Origin of the sequence: Streptomyces ardesiacus (genome assembly GCF_003112575.1) — a bacterium.
Classification (GTDB): domain Bacteria; phylum Actinomycetota; class Actinomycetes; order Streptomycetales; family Streptomycetaceae; genus Streptomyces; species Streptomyces ardesiacus.
The window spans coordinates 142,306-158,798 of record NZ_BEWC01000003.1 but is presented as its reverse complement, the minus strand read 5'-3'; the positions used below and the strand labels follow the sequence as shown (position 1 = coordinate 158,798).

Annotated in this window: 17 protein-coding genes; 8 read left to right on the top strand and 9 right to left on the bottom strand. The window is 72.6% G+C overall.

The window, feature by feature from the left end; translation table 11 throughout:
• Positions 1–36: 36 nt before the first annotated feature.
• The 3 genes from Sdi02f_RS13610 to Sdi02f_RS13600 are packed head-to-tail and all read right to left on the bottom strand — an operon-like array spanning position 37 to position 2,646.
• Positions 37–804: an energy-coupling factor ABC transporter ATP-binding protein gene (locus Sdi02f_RS13610; RefSeq protein WP_031087172.1), complete on the bottom strand. Its 768-nt coding sequence runs from the start codon at positions 802–804 to the stop codon at positions 37–39.
• On the bottom strand, positions 792–1,583 hold the full coding sequence (cbiQ, locus tag Sdi02f_RS13605) for a cobalt ECF transporter T component CbiQ (RefSeq protein ID WP_051783149.1): 792 nt from the start codon (positions 1,581–1,583) through the stop codon (positions 792–794). Before cbiQ ends, Sdi02f_RS13610 begins: the two co-directional genes overlap by 13 nt.
• A 1-nt stretch (position 1,584) precedes the next feature.
• Positions 1,585–2,646, bottom strand: coding sequence for an energy-coupling factor ABC transporter permease (locus Sdi02f_RS13600; RefSeq protein ID WP_031186040.1), 1,062 nt, complete (start codon positions 2,644–2,646; stop codon positions 1,585–1,587).
• Positions 2,647–2,872: 226 nt separating this feature from the next.
• Between Sdi02f_RS13600 and Sdi02f_RS13595 the strand changes: the two genes are divergently transcribed.
• The gene (locus Sdi02f_RS13595; protein WP_030399212.1) at positions 2,873–3,256 is read left to right on the top strand and encodes an SsgA family sporulation/cell division regulator; all 384 of its coding nucleotides are present in this window, start codon (positions 2,873–2,875) and stop codon (positions 3,254–3,256) included.
• A gap of 38 nt (positions 3,257–3,294) precedes the next feature.
• Here the strand turns inward: Sdi02f_RS13595 and Sdi02f_RS13590 are convergent, their stop codons facing one another.
• The 4 genes from Sdi02f_RS13590 to Sdi02f_RS13575 all read right to left on the bottom strand — a co-directional run bounded on the left by Sdi02f_RS13590 (position 3,295) and on the right by Sdi02f_RS13575 (position 7,999).
• Positions 3,295–5,010, bottom strand: a complete 1,716-nt coding sequence (locus tag Sdi02f_RS13590) for a penicillin-binding transpeptidase domain-containing protein (protein WP_167458170.1) — start codon at positions 5,008–5,010, stop codon at positions 3,295–3,297.
• 120 nt (positions 5,011–5,130) lie between these two features.
• Entirely contained in the window at positions 5,131–6,756 is a 1,626-nt protein-coding gene (locus Sdi02f_RS13585; protein WP_108933322.1) for a penicillin-binding transpeptidase domain-containing protein, read from the bottom strand.
• A 161-nt stretch (positions 6,757–6,917) separates the two neighbouring features.
• Positions 6,918–7,130 (bottom strand): DUF397 domain-containing protein, encoded by a 213-nt coding sequence (locus Sdi02f_RS13580; RefSeq protein ID WP_063839738.1) that lies wholly within the window; start codon positions 7,128–7,130, stop codon positions 6,918–6,920.
• Complete coding sequence (locus tag Sdi02f_RS13575) at positions 7,127–7,999, bottom strand: helix-turn-helix domain-containing protein (protein WP_245962185.1); 873 nt, start codon at positions 7,997–7,999, stop codon at positions 7,127–7,129. Before Sdi02f_RS13575 ends, Sdi02f_RS13580 begins: the two co-directional genes overlap by 4 nt.
• A gap of 310 nt (positions 8,000–8,309) precedes the next feature.
• Between Sdi02f_RS13575 and Sdi02f_RS13570 the strand changes: the two genes are divergently transcribed.
• Together Sdi02f_RS13570 and Sdi02f_RS13565 are read left to right on the top strand one after the other, a co-directional pair.
• Positions 8,310–8,546 (top strand): hypothetical protein, encoded by a 237-nt coding sequence (locus tag Sdi02f_RS13570; protein WP_051783145.1) that lies wholly within the window; start codon positions 8,310–8,312, stop codon positions 8,544–8,546.
• Complete coding sequence (locus tag Sdi02f_RS13565; protein WP_108933320.1) at positions 8,543–9,280, top strand: ATP-binding protein; 738 nt, start codon at positions 8,543–8,545, stop codon at positions 9,278–9,280. The genes Sdi02f_RS13570 and Sdi02f_RS13565 overlap by 4 nt, the downstream gene beginning before the upstream one ends.
• 65 nt (positions 9,281–9,345) lie before the next feature.
• Here Sdi02f_RS13565 and Sdi02f_RS13560 read toward each other — a convergent pair whose 3' ends face one another.
• Positions 9,346–9,918 carry a hypothetical protein gene (locus Sdi02f_RS13560; protein ID WP_108933319.1) on the bottom strand — a complete coding sequence of 191 codons (573 nt, stop codon included), beginning with the start codon at positions 9,916–9,918 and terminating at the stop codon, positions 9,346–9,348.
• A 148-nt stretch (positions 9,919–10,066) separates the two neighbouring features.
• The gene (locus Sdi02f_RS13555; RefSeq protein WP_108933318.1) at positions 10,067–11,812 is read right to left on the bottom strand and encodes a dolichyl-phosphate-mannose--protein mannosyltransferase; all 1,746 of its coding nucleotides are present in this window, start codon (positions 11,810–11,812) and stop codon (positions 10,067–10,069) included.
• Between the two features lie 96 nt (positions 11,813–11,908).
• Between Sdi02f_RS13555 and rsmI the strand changes: the two genes are divergently transcribed.
• From rsmI to Sdi02f_RS13530, 5 genes are all read left to right on the top strand, one after another.
• A complete protein-coding gene (rsmI, locus tag Sdi02f_RS13550; RefSeq protein ID WP_053637581.1) occupies positions 11,909–12,811 on the top strand; it encodes a 16S rRNA (cytidine(1402)-2'-O)-methyltransferase in 903 nt (300 codons plus the stop codon).
• A gap of 184 nt (positions 12,812–12,995) precedes the next feature.
• Positions 12,996–13,460: a hypothetical protein gene (locus Sdi02f_RS13545; RefSeq protein WP_108933317.1), complete on the top strand. Its 465-nt coding sequence runs from the start codon at positions 12,996–12,998 to the stop codon at positions 13,458–13,460.
• A 43-nt stretch (positions 13,461–13,503) separates the two neighbouring features.
• A complete protein-coding gene (locus Sdi02f_RS13540) occupies positions 13,504–14,394 on the top strand; it encodes a TatD family hydrolase (RefSeq protein WP_030399203.1) in 891 nt (296 codons plus the stop codon).
• Between the two features lie 298 nt (positions 14,395–14,692).
• Positions 14,693–15,559 (top strand): 16S rRNA (adenine(1518)-N(6)/adenine(1519)-N(6))-dimethyltransferase RsmA, encoded by an 867-nt coding sequence (gene rsmA / locus Sdi02f_RS13535; RefSeq protein ID WP_031186038.1) that lies wholly within the window; start codon positions 14,693–14,695, stop codon positions 15,557–15,559.
• A 7-nt stretch (positions 15,560–15,566) separates the two neighbouring features.
• Positions 15,567–16,466: a 4-(cytidine 5'-diphospho)-2-C-methyl-D-erythritol kinase gene (locus tag Sdi02f_RS13530; protein WP_030399201.1), complete on the top strand. Its 900-nt coding sequence runs from the start codon at positions 15,567–15,569 to the stop codon at positions 16,464–16,466.
• Positions 16,467–16,493: the final 27 nt, after the last annotated feature.

Genomic DNA, 16,493 nt, shown 5'->3' with positions numbered 1-16,493 from the left:
CAGTGGGTGCAACGGCCGCGGACCGTCCCCCATTCCTCAGCCGCCCGCCGGCACCGACCGCGGGTCGAAGCCGAACGGCAGCTCCAGGCGGTGGGCGCGCATCAGCGCGTCGTCCGACAGCAGCCGTGCCGTCGGACCGTCGGCCGCGATCACGCCGTCGCTGAGGATCAGGGCGCGGGGGCACAGCTCCAGGGCGTAGGGCAGGTCGTGGGTGACCATCAGCACCGTGACGTCCAGGGACCGCAGGATGTCGGCGAGTTCGCGGCGGGAGGCCGGGTCGAGGTTGGAGGAGGGCTCGTCCAGGACCAGGATCTCCGGCTCCATGGCGAGCACGGTCGCCACGGCCACCCGGCGCCGCTGGCCGAAGGAGAGGTGGTGCGGCGGCCGGTCCTTGAACTCCGCCATGCCGACCAGGGTGAGCGCCCGGTCCACGCAGGCCTCCAGCTCCGGCCCCTTCACCCCGGCCGCCGCCGGTCCGAAGGCCACGTCCTCGCGCACCGTCGGCATGAAGAGCTGGTCGTCGGGGTCCTGGAAGACGATGCCGACCCGGCGCCTGATCTCGGCCATGTTCCGCCTGTCGACCGGCAGTCCGGCGACGGAGACCGTGCCGGTGCCGCCGGTCAGGATGCCGTTGAGGTGGAGGACGAGGGTGGTCTTGCCCGCGCCGTTCGGCCCGAGCAGCGCGACCCGCTCGCCGCGCGCGACGGAGAAGTCCACGCCGAACAGGGCCTGGTGCCCGTCGGGGTAGGCGAAGGCGAGACCGGAGACGTCGAGGGACGCCGGGAGAGCTGTCACAGCACCCATCCCAGCAGACACACGACGAGGGCCGCACAGGGGAGGGCCAGCGCGGACGACCACTGCGCCCGGGACGCGGTCGCCTCGTCGATCACCGGCATCGCACCGGCGTAGCCGCGGCTGACCATGGCCAGGTGGACGCGTTCGCCGCGTTCGTAGGAGCGGATGAACAGCGCCCCCGCCGACTTGGCGAGCACGCCCCAGTGCCGTACGCCCGTCGCCTCGAAGCCCCGGGACTCCCGGGCGATCCGCATCCGCCGCATCTCGTCCGTGATCACGTCGCCGTACCGGATCATGAACGAGGCGATCTGCACCAGCAGCGGGGGAAGTTTCAGCCGCTGGAGGCCCAGCAGGAGTTCCCGCAGCTCGGTCGTGGCGGCCAGGAGCACGGAGGCGGCAACGCCCAGGGTGCCCTTGGCCAGCACGTTCCAGGCGCCCCACAGGCCGTTGACGCTCAGGGACAGACCCAGCACGTCGATCCGCCCACCCTCCGCCACGAACGGCATGAGCACCGCGAACGCGACGAACGGCACCTCGATCAGCAGCCGTTTGAGCAGGAAGGCGGCCGGGACGCGGGCCGCGTACGCCACCGCCGCGAGCAGCAGCGCGTACACGCCGAAGGCCCACATCGCCTCGCGCGGTGTGGAGACCACGACGACCACGAAGGCGAAGGCCGCGGCGAGTTTGGTGTGCGGCGGCAGCCCGTGCACGGGGGAGTGTCCGTGCCGGTAGAGCCGGTGGGCTCCCCCACCGCTGAACGCGTGGGAGGTACCTCCGACGGCGCCCACGTCAGACGGTCGTTTCCGTGCGGGCCGGGGAGGCGTCGTCGCTGCGGCGCCTGCGCACCGCCCAGAACACGGCGCTGCCCGCGACGACGGTGACGCCGACGCCGATCACGCCCGCGAGGCCGCCGGAGATCCGGGCGTCGGCGACGTCCTTGACGCCGTAGTCGGCGAGCGGGGAGTCGGCGGAGGCGTGCTCCTCGGCCTTCTTGTCGATGCCCTTGTCGGAGGCGACCTTCTCCAGGCCGTCGGGGTCGGCGGAGGCGTAGAAGCTGACGAAGCCGGCCAGGACCAGGGAGGCGACGAGGCCGGTGAGCCACACCGCGCGGTGCGAGCGGGCGGCGGCGGGCGCGGGGGCCGGGGACGGCGCGGAACCGTTGGCGTCGACCAGCTCGCCGTTGACCCGCAGCCTGAGCCGCTGCCGCAGCCCGCGCGCCCCGTACACCAGGTCCGGGCGTACGGCGACGACGGCGCCGACGGTCAGGGCGGTGATCACGGCCTCGCCGATGCCGATGAGCACGTGCACGCCGATCATCGCGGTGGCGACCTTGCCGATGGCGACGTCGGTGGTGCCGCCGATCCAGTACAGGAGCGTGAAGGCGAGGGCGGCGGCCGGGACGGAGACGAGCGCGGCGACGAAGGAGGCGACGGTGACCGAGCGCCGGGTGCGCGGCAGGACCTTCACCAGGCCCCGGAAGAGGGCGTAGGCGACGACGGTGGTGACGATCGCCATGTCGGTGATGTTCACGCCGAGCGCGGTCAGGCCGCCGTCGGCGAAGAGGATGCCCTGCATGAGCAGGACGACGGAGACGCACAGCACGCCTGTGCAGGGACCCACGAGGATGGCGGCCAGCGCACCGCCGAGCAGGTGCCCGCTGGTCCCGGCCGCGACCGGGAAGTTCAGCATCTGCACCGCGAAGATGAACGCCGCGACCAGCCCGGCCAGCGGCGCCGTCCGCTCGTCCAGTTCGCGGCGCGCGCCGCGCAGGCTGACCGCGATGGCGCCCGCGGCGACGACTCCGGTCACCGCGGAGGTCGGGGCGTTGATGAATCCGTCGGGTACATGCACGGTCCGATGATAGGGACCAATTGCAACTCGTTCGCAAGAGCGAGGTAAAGGCTGGTGCGCGCTCCGGTGTGCGCGAGGATGCGCGAGCGGTCCGATCCCGCACGCGAGCGGCCCGATCTCACATGTGATATTCGGCCCACAGGGCGTGAGCCGGGAAATATGGGACATTGGAGTGGGGGTGGACGCACAGCTTCAACACAGGTGGCAGAGCGTAAGGGGCGACCCCATGTCCGTAGTCGAACAGTACGCACGAGCCCACATCCTGACGGACGCGGATCTCCCCGACCAGGACGACGGCGGAGCGATACCCGTCGTCCTGCGCTACGACCCCGAGCGGGACCCCTCGACGGTGCGCGTCGCCCTCCCGGGCAGGGGCGGCCGTGCCTCCCGCTCCCGCGAGTGGACCTTCTCCCGCGCGCTGCTGGAACAGGGGCTGCGCGCGCCGGCCGGAGAGGGCGACGTGCGGGTGTGGCCGTGCGGGCGGGTGCAGGCCGTGATCGAGTTCCACTCCCCGCAGGGCTGCTCGGTGGTCCAGTTCGAGAACAAGGCACTCGTGCGGTTCCTGCGCCGCACCCACCAGGCCGTCGCCGCCCAGCCGGTGGCCCACTGAGCGCCGCCCAGCCGGTGGCCCGCTGAGCGAAGGGCCCGTCAGCCGGCCGCCTTGAGCAGGGCCGCGACGATGGGTCCCGCCGTGTCGCCGCCGTGCCCGCCCTGCTGGACCACGCCCGCCGCGGCGACGTCGCCCCGGTACGCCGTGAACCACCCGTTGGGCTGCTCCTGCCCGTCGACCTCCGCCGAGCCGGTCTTCGCGCCGACGTCACCGCCGACCCCGGCCATCGCCTCCGCCGCGGTGCCGTAGGCCGCCGTGTAGGACATCAGCTCGCGCAGCGCGCCGAGGGTGGCGGCCGACATCGTCCGGGAGGCCGTGGCGAGCGCCCGCCCGTCCACCGACGGGGCGACCAGGTACGGCTGGTGGAAGCTGCCCGACTTCACGGTCGCCGACACCGACGCCATGTTCAGCGGGTTCATCCGCACGCCGCCCTGGCCGATGAGGGAGGCCGCCATCTGGGCCTTGCTCTGCACCGGCACCCGGCCGTCGAAGGTGGGCACGCCGACCGACCAGTTGTTCATGGACAGGCCGAAGACCTGCTCGGCCTGCCGGGTCAGGTCGTCGTCCTTCAGCTCCGGGGCCTGGCTGATGAAGGCGGTGTTGCAGGAACGGGCGAAGCTCGCCTTGAAGGTGCCGTCCTTGATCTCGAACTCGTCGTCGTTCTGGAACTTCCAGCCGCCGTAGCTGAAGTACTTCGGGCACGGGTGCTTCTCGTTCACGGACGCCAGGTCCTTCTCGAGCAGCATCGAGGCGGTGACGACCTTCATGGTGGAACCCGGGGCGAGCGAGCCGAGGAAGGCGGTGTTGAAGCCGTGCCCGCCGTTGGCCACCGCGAGGATCTCGCCGGTGGAGGCGCGCAACAGGACCACCGACGCACCCTTCTTGCCGTCCACCTGGTGCTCGGCGGCGGCCTGGAGGGCGGGGTCGAGCGTCGTCTTCAGCGTGCCGGGCGTGCCCTTGCTCAGCTCCAGCAGCGTCTTGTCGGCGACGTCACCGGCCCCGGAACCCTTGGCTTCCTTGGATCCCTTCCCGTCACCGTCCGCCGCCTTCGCGCGCACCACGCGGAGTTCGACGCCGGGGGTGCCGCCGGCCTTCTTGCCGTACTTGTCGCGCAGGCCGTCCAGGACGGTGCCGAGGGAGGGGTAGGCGGCGGCGGTGATCTCCCCGCCGTTGCGGTCCAGCGCCTTCACCGGCGGGTCGCCTGCCTTCCCGGTGACCAGCCGGTCGCCGTCGCGCAGGTCCGGGTGCACGACGGCGGCGTGCCAGTCGACGCGGGGTTCGCCGTCGCCGGCCCGGCGGACGACGGTCAGCGCGCTGTCGTACGCGAGCGGCGCGGTCTTCTCGTCGTAGGCGACGGTGGCCTTCACGGAGAACGGGACCTTCTCCCCGGCCGGGGTGCCCGCGGTGAAGGCGGCGTCCTTGATGCGGGCGTCCTTGGCGTACCCGGTGAGCAGGGCCTTCGCGGCCTCGGCGTCGTCGGTCGCGGCGGCGGCGCCGGCCACGTCGCCCTGCTGCCAGGCGGTGAGGAACCGCTGGGCCGTCGAGGTGACCTCGGCCGCCGTCAGCGGACCGGACTTCACCTTCTCCGCGGCCGCCGCGGACCTGGTGCGGGCGCCGTCGTCGTCACCCGCCCCGCCGCCGTACATCGCGTAGGCACCGAAGCCGGCTCCGGCCACGACCACCGCGGCGACGCTGCCGATCACGGCGGGTTTCGTCCTGCGCCGCTCGGCGGCGGCGCCCCTTCTGCTGCCCACGGTGTCCGTTCCTCGGTGCCTTCGATGCGGTGCCCACGTGTCTACGGGGACGCGCGGGGCTTCGGTGCCGGTTCCGGCAACGGCGACCACAGTACGGCCATCCATGGCCACCGGTCTGCGTCAGCCGCCGACTCGTAGCACGTCCGCGACGATCGGTCCGGCCGCGTCGCCGCCGTGGCCGCCCTCCTCGGTCATCGCCGCCGCCGCGACGTCGTTGCGGAAGCCGGTGAACCAGCTGTTGGAGACCGCCTGCCCGTCGACCTCGGCCGACCCGGTCTTGGCGCCGATGTCGCCGCCCAGCCCGGACATGGCCTCGACGGCGGTGCCCTGGGTGGCGGTGAGCCGCATCATCTGCTTGAGCTGGGCGACGGTGCTCTGCGGCAGTCCCTTGGCGGTGGCCGGCTTGCGGTCGTCGAGGTCGAACGGGACCAGGTGGGGCTGGCGGAACGCGCCGGTGACGGCGGTCGCGGTGACCGAGGCCATGTTCAGCGGGTTCATCTGGACCTGGCCCTGCCCGATGGCGTTGGCGGCGCGGTCGGGGCCGCTCACGGCGGGGACCTTGCCGTCGAAGGAGGTGATTCCGGTCTGCCAGTTGTTCCGCCCGAGCCCGAAGCGCTCCTCGGCCTCCTGGGTCAGGGAGGAGTCGGTGAGCGGCTCCTCGTCGATGAGCTTGATGAAGCCGGTGTTGCAGGAGCGCATGAAGGTGGTGGCCAGGGTGGCGCTCAAGTCGGGCTTCATCGTGGTGATGTTGCGGAAGGTCTGACTCTGCCAGGTCGCCGTCTCGGGGCAGGGCGCCGGGCCGTTCATCGAGGTCACGCCGTTGTCGATGAGCATGGCCGCGGTGATGATCTTCATGGTGGAGCCGGGCGCGACGGTTCCCTGGAAGGCCGCGTTGAACCCGTCCTCGCGGTGGTTCGCCACGGCCAGGACCTCGCCGGTGCTGGGCTTCACGGCGACCACGGAGGACTCGCCGTACCGTTTCACCGCCTTCTCGGCCGCGGCCTGGACGCTCGCGCTGAGCGTGGTGCGCAGCTTCCCGGGCCTGCCCTCGGTCAGCGTCAGCAGCGGGGTGTCCGGAGCCTCCGTGGTGGTGTGCCGGACCGCCAGTTCGACGCCGGGGGTGCCGCCGGCCTGGTCGCCGTACTTCTCCCGGAGTTTGGCGAGGATCGGACCGAGCGAGGGGTACTTCTCCCTGCTCAGCACGGCACCGTCCCGTCCGACGGCCTGGATCTGCGGCGTCGCCGACTCCGCGGTGACCAGGGTGTCCCCGTCCTTGAGGTCCGGGTGGACGACGGACGGATCCCAGTCGACCAGCGCGCGTCCCGTGGTCTCCCCGCGCACCACGGTCAGTCGGCTCGCATAGCTGAGCGGCTTGGCCGTCCCCTCGTACGACACCTTCGCCTTCACGGTGAACGGCACGGAGGTCCCGGCCGCCGTGCCCGGCGTGATCTGCACGCCGGTGATGTGGGCGTCCTCGCCGTAGGCGGTCAGCAACGGCCCGGCAGCGGAGGCGTTGTTGGTGTACGAGGCGGCACTCGTCGCGTCGCCCTTCTCCCAGGCCGCGAAGAACTTCTCGGTCGTCTCCGCGACCTCGTCCCCACTCGGCGGCCCGCTCTTGGCCTCCGACCCGGCGGACCCCCCGCCCCCGTCCAGCGCCGACACCACGTTGTAGGCGCCGTACCCGGCACCGCCCACCATCACGGCCAGCACCCCGCCTATGACGGCGGCCTTCACCCCCCTGCCCATCGGCAGTCCCCTCCCCGTCGGACCTTCCGCCCGCCTTCTTGAACGCGTTCAGAAGTAGTTGTAGGTCGCACCCTATGCGGCGGGGGTGAACGGCGGTACGGGTGTTGCCGTTTGGTGGCCGAAAGGAGACCGGGGGCGGCGCGTGCCGGGATCGCAGGCGATCAGCGATGAGCGTTCGACAGGCCTTCGACGAATGCGACGAAGACGGGGGTGGAGAAGGTGAGGGTCTTACGAGGCGCCTTCGAGTCTCGGATCGCCACCCGCGGACCGCGGTCGGCGACTTCGACGCACTCGTTGCCCTCGCCGCCGCTGTAACTGCTCTTGAACCACTGTCCGCTCGTGGGTTCGGGCGGGGAAGGCGCTATGCCGGTCATGAGGACAGCTCCTGACGTGCTCTGGCGACCAGCCGCGACGAGAGGGTGACGTCGGCAGCCTGCGAACGAAGGTAGTCGAACGTCAACTTATAGGCACTGACGTCCTCCGCGTCATCCAGATATACGCCGCGACGGCGCATCTCGATGTACACGACCGCCATGGAGTTGAGCGGTTCCCTCTCGTCGTCACGTCCGAGGATCACGAAGTGCCCGGCCCCGGCGGCGTGCGCCCCCGCGCTGAACGGCAGGATCTGAAGGTCGACGTTGGGGCTCTCGGCCGTCTCGTGCAGATGCTTGAGCTGCCGGTCCATGACGTCGGGGTCTCCTACGGTCCTGCGAAGCACCGCTTCGTCCAGGACCACCCACAGGTGCAGGGCCGGATCGCGCATCAGGATGGTTTGACGTTGCATGCGCGCCTCGACCATCCGCTCGATGCTCTCGTTCGGGCTGCGAACCTCCCTGGCCTGATGGATGGCGAGGGCGTACTCCCGTGTCTGCAACAGGCCCGGAACTACGGTGTTCGCGAAGACGTGTTCGTAGGCCGCCTGGTGCTCGAACGAGACGAGCGGATCCAGCCACTCGGGCACGGCGTTATTGCCGACCCACCATCCGTCGGCTTGCGACTTGGCCACTGCTACGAGGGCGTCGCGTTCCTGGGGTGTGGCGTCGCATGCGTCGGCCAGGGCCTTCACCGTTGCCCAGCGGATGCGGGCGCGATCCTGCCATGCCTCATGCCGGCTGACCGTGGTGGTGCTGACGCCCGCACGGGCCGCCACTTGCGTCTGGGTGAGTCCGCATCGTTCGCGCAGTGAGGTCAGGCCCCGTGCGATCTGCATCCGACCGGCCGGTCCCGTCTGCGTGGCGCTCACGTCGCATCCCCCTCCGCCTGTGAAACGTGCGGCTCGGCTTGCCGGCGCCGGCCAACGCCCCGACCCTATGGACTTCTCCAGAACGTCGGACGGGGATTCGAGCTTCGTCACCCACATCAGTGAACTCCCCTCATGAGGGCGCCCATTATGGGAATCCCATGAGAGTTTTCCCCTGCATTGTTCCCGGAGGTGACGAGGAGTTGAGGGCATGGCTGGACTTACGCGATTCCTGATCCGTTGGCTGGGAGCGGTGGTCCTACCTTCTGGGCGCCATCGAGCGAGACGGCCGCCGAAGGTGCGTCCCGTCGACATGCCCGCCGGTGCGCCTGCCGCGGCGCCATCGCGCTTCCGCGCCTCCGCCGCCCGCCACTGGAACGAGCCGATCGACGGTACGTCCACCCCCCTCGTCCGCCCCTACCTCACTGCCTACGAGCGCGACGAGAAGGCCCGTATCCAGCGGCTGCGTCGCGACATCCTCTGGTGCGCCACGTACGGCGTCGACCTCGACACCCGTGACATCCACGCCCGTCCGGAGGTGGCGGCGTGAGCGCCGGGGCGGGCCGCGTACGGATCCTGCCGCGCGCTGACGGGCAAGGGCGCACCGCCCTGCTGCTCACGGACGGGGACGGTCCCGTTTCCCGGCTCGCCGACCGTATGGAGGTGGCGCAACTGGGCTTGGGAGAGCGGCTCCTCGCCAAGGCACGGGCAACGCTGGAGGAGCAGCGACCGACGGTCCGGGAACTCCGGCTCCTGACCGGCCAGTTGACGGACGCGCTGGCGGACACCCTGCTCATCGCCGAGTCCCGGGGCGCTCGCCTCAGGGATACGGAACCCGAGCCCGTGGACGCACACTTGGCGGAACTCCGTGCGTACGCCATGCTTGCGCTCCCCGGTGAGGACCTGGCCTCCGCCCGAACCGCACGGCACTACGTCCGTGACACGTGCCGGTCGTGGTGTCTGCCGACCGGCATGACGGACGACCTTGTGTCCGTCACCGGGGAATTGGTCGCCAACGCCCTGGAACACACGGACAGCCCCACCATCGCGATCACCTGCTGTCTCACCGGCGACACCGCCACGCTCGGCGTGACCGACGACGGCAGAGGCGGCGGTACGCCGGTGATCTCCGCGTCGACCGGTGCGTGCGAAGGCGGACGAGGGCTTCTGATCACCGACGCGCTGGCCACCCGGTGGGGGACGCGGCGAACGGGCGGAGGGCTGACGGTCTGGGCCGAGTTCGCCATCGGGGCCGGTGCGGATACGCCGGCCTGTCTCGGTTGAGCCCCGCTCGGATCCTCCGTCGGCGGACACGGGGGCGGGGCGAGTCCCTCATACCCGGCGGGCCGTCAGGGACCGGTGGGATCGGAGGGGCCGACGGGATCGGCGGGACCGGCCGAGGTTATCGCCCCGGTCACCGCCCGCCGCAGCGCACGGCTCGTGATCCAGCTGTTCTTCCCGCCGGTGAGGGACACCACGGCGCGGCCCACCCATTCCGGGTCACCGAGGAGCTGAGGCCTTCCTTCGTCCACGAGCTGCCGCATCAGACTCTCCAGCCGGAGGGCGTCCACCGCCCGGTAGGGGCGCTCGTGCTGGTCGAAGCGCAGCGCCTGGTCCTCGTACGGGTGGCGCAGCGTCAGGTGCATCCAGCCGCCGGCGCGCCCCGCGACCGTCCCCTTCAGCGTGTACATGCCCCGGCTGTTCGTGCTCCAGGAGTGCTTGCCCCAGGTGAGCCGGACGCCGGTCATGATCCTCGGCCAGGGGATCGACCGTCCCTCGGAGTCCGGCTCGTGCTGGTGGAGTCCGTCCGGGCGGAACTCCACCCAGTGGGTGTCCGGGCGGGAGGCGTCACCGACTCCCCAGCGCCCGCCGAACAGTTCCAACGGCCCCAGCGACGTACCGTCCCCCACCATGCGCGTCATTGAATCACGCGTTCCGCCCACGCGTGCGCGGTCGGGCGGCCCGCTCCGTCGGCGGCCCGGTGGCGGGTGCCCGTGGGGTGCGTCCGGTACCGGCGACGACCGTCAGGGCACGCCGCCGTGCCGCCGTGCCCCTGGCATCCGCGGCCGTCTAGACCCACGTGTCCAGCCACATCCGCGCTCTCCACTCCTCCATCGGGATCGCCGTGCCCGTGTACAGGGGCCAGAAGTAGATGAAGTTCCACGCGATGAGGAGGACCAGGACGCCCGCTCCCGTAGCGCCCGCGACGCGGCGAGTGTCGCTGCAGCCCGGGCGGCCGATGATCGCCCCCAGGAGCATCGCCACCGCCAGGCACAGGAACGGGACGAAGACGACGGCGTAGAAGAGGAAGATCGTGCGCTCCTGGTACAGGAACCAGGGCAGGTACCCGGCGGCCAGGCCGCAGGCGATCGCGCCCGCGCGCCAGTCGCGGCGGAAGAACCAGCGCCACAGGACGTAGAGGAGGGCGAAGCAGCCCACCCACCACAGCAGGGGCGTGCCCAGGGCCAGGACCTCGCGGGCGCACTTCTCGCCCGCGTCGACCGGGCAGCCGTCCGAGCCCGCCGACGGGGACTCGTAGAAGTAGGAGACCGGGCGGCCCAGGACGATCCAGCTCCACGGGTTCGACTGGTACGTGTGCGGCGAGGTCAGGTGGGTGTGGAATTCGAGCACCTGGGTCTCGTAGTGCCACAGGCTGCGCCACCAGTCGGGGAACAGCCACGACCAGGAGCTGTGCGCGCCGTCCTTCGCGGCCCAGTCGCGGTAGTAGCCGCCGGTGCCGTCGGAGGGGGAGAGGATCCAGCCGAGCCAGGACAGGAGGTACGTGGCCAGGGCCACCGGGACGGTGGAGAGGAAGGCCCAGCCCAGGTCGTGGCGGAGTACGGCGCGGTAGGGGCGGGGGGCGCCCGCGACCCGGCGGGAGCCGACGTCCCACAGGACGGCCATCACGCAGAAGGCCGCCATGACGTACAGGCCGTTCCACTTGGTGGCCGCCGCCAGGCCCAGCATCAGGCCCGCCGTCAGCCGCCAGGGACGCCACCCCAGGCGCAGGGTCTGGGCGACGTGCGCGTCGGGGCGGACGCGGCCGTCCTCGTCCACCGGGAGGGCGGCGGCGAGCCGGGCCCGCGCTCGGTCGCGGTCCACGACCAGGCAGCCGAAGGCGGCCAGGACGAAGAACATCAGCACGCTGTCCAGCAGCGCGGTGCGGCTCATCACGAAGTGCAGGCCGTCCAGCGCCATCAGGGCGCCCGCCAGGCAGCCGAGGAAGGTCGAGCGGAACAGGCGGCGGCCGATCCGGCACAGCAGCAGCACCGAGAGGGTGCCGAGCAGCGCGGTCATGAAGCGCCAGCCGAACGGGTCGAAGCCGAACAGCAGCTCGCCCAGGCCGATGACGTACTTGCCGACCGGCGGGTGCACCACGTACGCCGCGTCGGTCGGGATCGGGACGTGGCCGCCCGAGTTCAGGATCAGGTCGTTGGCGTTCTTGTCCCAGTTGACCTCGAAACCGCGGTGGATCAGCGCCCACGCGTCCTTGGCGTAGTACGTCTCGTCGAATATCACCGCCTTCGGGCTGCCCAGGTTCCAGAACCGCAGCACGCCCGCGAGCAGCGCCACCAGCAGCGGCCCGCCCCACGCCGACCAGCGCACGAGCCGGTCGGCGAGCGGCTTCGACAGGCCCAGGAAGGCCCACAGGCGCGGACTCGGACTCGTGTACGGCGGCACCAGCCGGTCGCGGACGTCGTCGGCCGCGGGCCCCGCGGTGTAGCCGAAGCGGCGCAGCCGCTGCTGCCAGGTGGGCCGCTCGTCGTGCGGGGCCTGGCCCTGCCGGGTGTCCGTGGAGGACGCGGTACTGGTCACCGCGCCATCGTAGGGAACCGCGCTGTGCGCGTCCCGCGCACGGGCCTGCCGGGTGCGGCTGCGTTCCCCTTCCGGGTGGGCTGGGAGGATGGAGGCGTGACTGGAACCCTTGTACTCGCGGGCACTCCCATCGGCGACGTCCAGGACGCCCCGCCCCGGCTCGCCGCGGAACTGGCCGGTGCGGACGTCGTCGCCGCCGAGGACACCCGGCGGCTGCGCCGGCTCACCCAGGCGCTCGGCGTCGCACCCGCGGGGCGTGTCGTGTCCTACTTCGAGGGCAACGAGTCCGCCCGTACGCCCGAGCTGGTGGAGGAGCTGGCCGGCGGGGCGCGGGTGCTGCTGGTCACCGACGCCGGGATGCCGTCCGTGTCCGACCCCGGGTACCGGCTGGTCGCCGCCGCCGTCGAGCGCGGCGTGCGCGTCACCGCCGTCCCCGGTCCCTCCGCCGTGCTGACCGCGCTCGCCCTGTCGGGGCTGCCGGTGGACCGGTTCTGCTTCGAGGGCTTCCTGCCCCGCAAGTCCGGCGAGCGGCTGACCCGGCTGCGCGAGGTCGCCGAGGAGCGCCGCACCCTCGTCTACTTCGAGGCCCCGCACCGCCTCGACGACACCCTCGCCGCCATGGCCGAGGTCTTCGGCGCCGACCGGCGGGCCGCCGTGTGCCGCGAGCTGACCAAGACGTACGAGGAGGTCAGGCGCGGGGGCCTGGGCGAGCTGGCCGCGTGGGCCGCCGAGGGGGTGCGGGGCGAGATCACCGTCGTCGTCGAGGGCGCCCCGGACAAGGGGGCCGAGGAGGTCGACGCGGGGGAACTGGTGCGCCGGGTGCGGGTGCGCGAGGAGGCGGGGGAGCGGCGCAAGGAGGCGATCGCCGCGGTGGCGGCCCAGGCGGGTGTGCCCAAGCGGGAGGTGTTCGACGCGGTCGTGGCGGCCAAGAACGCCGAGAACGCCAAGAACGCCGAGAACGCCAAGAAAGCGGAGAGGAACTCCCCGGAGGAGGGGTGAGAACGAGGGGTTCCGAAGGGCTCGGCTTGACCTGGAACCCCCTGCGCTTGACCCGTCCCTGACCGTGCGGGCCCTCCTGCCAAGGGCGGCCCAAATCGGGCCAAATACTCGGCCGTACCTGGTGCTTTCCGGCCGGTGGAGGAGTCCACTGGAGGAAGGAACGGAACGAGCCGAAGGAGCCGGGATGAGCATGAGTGAGAGCGCCGTGCGGGCCGGAACGCGTGCCGGTGCCACCGCCGTCGTCCACGAGTCGTACTCCTTTGCCTGCATGCGCTGCGGGCACGGCTGGGAGCAGTCGTACGAGATCGAGCACCACACGGACGCCGACGGCCAGGCGTACGTGCGCTACGTCGCGGACGGCCGCGTCGTCCCCTCCCCGCTGACCCGGCCGACCTGCGCCATATGCGACAACCACGTCGTACGGATCATGCGCCCCGGGCGGGTCGCCTCGGTGCGCGGCACCACCTACGGTGGGCGCCGGGTGCCGCCGGCCGGTCCGCTGGAGGTGCCCCTGGTGCCGCAGGTGTCCGAGGCGCCCGAGGTGCCCGAGGCGCCCGGACCGGGGGCGCCGGGGCTCCGCGCCGGGCACCGGCCGTGGCACCTGAGCGACCTGCTGCACGCCCTGCGCCTCCACCGCCGGGCGGGCTAGCCGACCCGTCGGGGGAGCGCGGGAGCTTCCGTAGGATCGAGGCATGCCTTCGAACGCCTCGGGCCGGTCCGACAAGGACGCCGCGCCCCCGCTCCCCGAGCCCCTCCGGGTGCCGGTCGCCGACTCGCACACCCACCTCGACATGCAGTCCGGCACGGTGGACGAAGCGCTCGCCAAGGCCGCGTCCGTCGGCGTCACGACCGTCGTCCAGGTCGGCTGCGACCTCGCGGGGTCCCGCTGGGCCGCCGAGACCGCCGCCGCGCACGACGCCGTCCACGCCACCGTCGCCCTGCACCCCAACGAGGCGCCGCGCATCGTCCACGGCGATCCCGACGGCTGGTCCCGGCAGGGAGCGCGGCGGCCCGGCGGGGACGCGGCGCTCGACGAGGCACTGGCCGAGATCGACCGGCTCGCGGCGCTTGCGCAGGTCAAGGGCGTCGGGGAGACGGGACTCGACCACTTCCGCACCGGCCCGGAGGGCAAGGAGGCGCAGGAGCGTTCCTTCCGCGCCCACATCGAGATCGCCAAGCGGCACGGCAAGACCCTCGTCATCCACGACCGCGAGGCCCACGCCGACGTCCTGCGCGTCCTCAAGGAGGAGGGCGCCCCCGAGCGCACCGTCTTCCACTGCTACTCCGGCGACGCCGAGATGGCCGAGGTCTGCGCCCGTGCCGGGTACTACATGTCCTTCGCCGGCAACGTCACCTTCAAGAACGCCCAGAACCTGCGCGACGCCCTCGCCGTCGCCCCGGCGGAACTGGTCCTGGTGGAGACCGACGCGCCGTTCCTGACCCCCGTGCCCTACCGGGGGCGGCCGAACGCGCCCTACCTGGTGCCGGTCACGGTGCGGGCCATGGCGGAGGTGCGGGGCGTCGACGAGGACACCCTGGCGGGCGCCCTGGCCGCGAACACGGCCCGCGCCTTCGGCTACTGAGGGCCGCGCGAACGGCCCGCCACGCTGTGCAGCGGTGCGGCCCGGGAGAGCGACGGACCCCGCCAGGTTCCGGCGGCCCGATCCGGGCCCCTGGAGCGTGTCGGTGCGAGCGGAACGCGGTTCGAGCCGGCGGCGTACGCGGACCGCGCACCCGGGAGGAGGGCGTGCGCGACCGGCCGTCGTACCGGGCCCCCGGGCGGTGTCCGGCCCCGGGTGGCGTCCGGCCGCCGGGCGGGAGGCCGTTCGCCGTGCCCGGCTGCGGGCCGGAGCCCCACGTGCCCCCGGCTACCCTTGCGGGGTGAGCAGCCCCACCCCCGACGCCCTTCTGGGTCCCGCCGACGTCCGTGAACTCGCGGCGGCCCTCGGCGTACGCCCCACCAAGCAGCGCGGCCAGAACTTCGTCATCGACGCGAACACGGTCCGCCGTATCGTCCGCACCGCCGAGGTACGCCCCGACGACGTGGTGGTCGAGGTGGGACCGGGTCTCGGCTCGCTCACCCTGGCCCTCCTGGAGGCCGCCGACCGGGTCACCGCCGTCGAGATCGACGACGTGCTCGCCGGTGCCCTGCCCGCCACCGTCGCCGCCCGCATGCCCGAGCGCGCCGACCGGTTCGCGCTCGTGCACTCCGACGCCATGCACGTCGCCGGACTGCCGGGCCCCGCCCCGACCGCGCTGGTCGCGAACCTCCCGTACAACGTCGCCGTCCCCGTCCTCCTGCACATGCTCGACACCTTCCCGAGCATCGAGCGCACCCTCGTCATGGTGCAGGCCGAGGTCGCCGACCGGCTCGCCGCCGGACCCGGGTCGAAGGTGTACGGCGTGCCCTCCGTCAAGGCGAACTGGTACGCCGAGGTGAAGCGGGCCGGTTCCATCGGGCGCAACGTCTTCTGGCCCGCGCCCAACGTCGACAGCGGGCTCGTGTCACTCGTCCGGCGGACCGAGCCGCTGAAGACCACCGCGTCCAAGGCCGAGGTCTTCGCCGTCGTCGACGCCGCGTTCGCCCAGCGCCGCAAGACCCTGCGGGCCGCGCTCGCCGGCTGGGCGGGGTCGGCCGCCGCCGCCGAGGCCGCGCTCGTCGGCGCGGGGGTGTCGCCCCAGGCGCGCGGAGAGGCGCTGACCGTGGAAGAGTTCGCGCGTATCGCCGAGCACAAGAACCAGGGGTGACGAGCACGTGAGCGTGAGGGTCCGCGTCCCGGCCAAGGTCAACGTCCAGCTCGCGGTCGGCGCCGCCCGCCCCGACGGCTTCCACGACCTCGCCAACGTCTTCCTCGCCGTCTCGCTGTACGACGAGATCACCGCGACCCCGGCCGCCGACGGGCTCCGCGTCACCTGCGAGGGCCCGGACGCCGGCCAGGTCCCGCTCGACCGCACCAACCTCGCCGCCCGCGCGGCGCTCGCCCTCGCCGACCGGTACGGCCGCGCACCCGACGTCCACCTCCACATCGCCAAGGACATCCCCGTCGCCGGCGGCATGGCGGGCGGCAGTGCCGACGGCGCGGGCGCGCTGCTGGCCTGCGACGCCCTGTGGGGCACCGGCGCCTCCCGCGAGGAACTCCTCGACATCTGCGCCGAGCTGGGCAGCGACGTGCCCTTCAGCCTGGTCGGCGGGGCCGCGCTGGGCACGGGGCGGGGGGAACGGCTGACGGAGCTGGAGGTGGGCGGCGACTTCCACTGGGTGTTCGCGCTGGCCGCGCGGGGGCTGTCGACCCCGGCCGTCTTCCGCGAGTTCGACCGGCTGGGGGAGGGCCTGGAGATCCCGGAGCCGGCCGCCGACCAGGCGGTCCTCGACGCCCTCGCCAAGGGCGACGCCGCCGCGCTCGCCGTCGCCGTCTCCAACGACCTCCAGCCCGCCGCGCTCTCCCTCTTCCCCGAGCTGTCCGACACCCTCGCGGCGGGCCGGGCGGCGGGAGCCCTGGCGGCCCTGGTCTCGGGTTCGGGGCCGACGACGGCCTTCCTCGCGACCGACGCCGGGTCGGCCTCCGACATCGCCGGGGTGCTGCGGGCCTCGGGGACCTGCCGCGACGTGCGTACGGCGGCCGGGGCGGTGCCGGGGGCGACCGTCCTGGAATGAGGCCCGCGGCGGCCGGACTACCCTGGA

Excerpts from the sequence above, each read along its gene's own strand:
- Sdi02f_RS13610 (WP_031087172.1), bottom strand. The coding sequence starts at position 804 with ATGGGTGCTGTGACAGCTCTCCCGGCGTCCCTCGACGTCTCCGGTCTC.
- Sdi02f_RS13595 (WP_030399212.1), top strand. The coding sequence starts at position 2,873 with ATGTCCGTAGTCGAACAGTACGCACGAGCCCACATCCTGACGGACGCG.
- Sdi02f_RS13585 (WP_108933322.1), bottom strand. The coding sequence starts at position 6,756 with ATGGGCAGGGGGGTGAAGGCCGCCGTCATAGGCGGGGTGCTGGCCGTG.
- Sdi02f_RS13580 (WP_063839738.1), bottom strand. The coding sequence starts at position 7,130 with ATGACCGGCATAGCGCCTTCCCCGCCCGAACCCACGAGCGGACAGTGG.
- Sdi02f_RS13570 (WP_051783145.1), top strand. The coding sequence starts at position 8,310 with ATGCCCGCCGGTGCGCCTGCCGCGGCGCCATCGCGCTTCCGCGCCTCC.
- Sdi02f_RS13560 (WP_108933319.1), bottom strand. The coding sequence starts at position 9,918 with ATGACGCGCATGGTGGGGGACGGTACGTCGCTGGGGCCGTTGGAACTG.
- Sdi02f_RS13545 (WP_108933317.1), top strand. The coding sequence starts at position 12,996 with ATGAGCATGAGTGAGAGCGCCGTGCGGGCCGGAACGCGTGCCGGTGCC.
- Sdi02f_RS13540 (WP_030399203.1), top strand. The coding sequence starts at position 13,504 with ATGCCTTCGAACGCCTCGGGCCGGTCCGACAAGGACGCCGCGCCCCCG.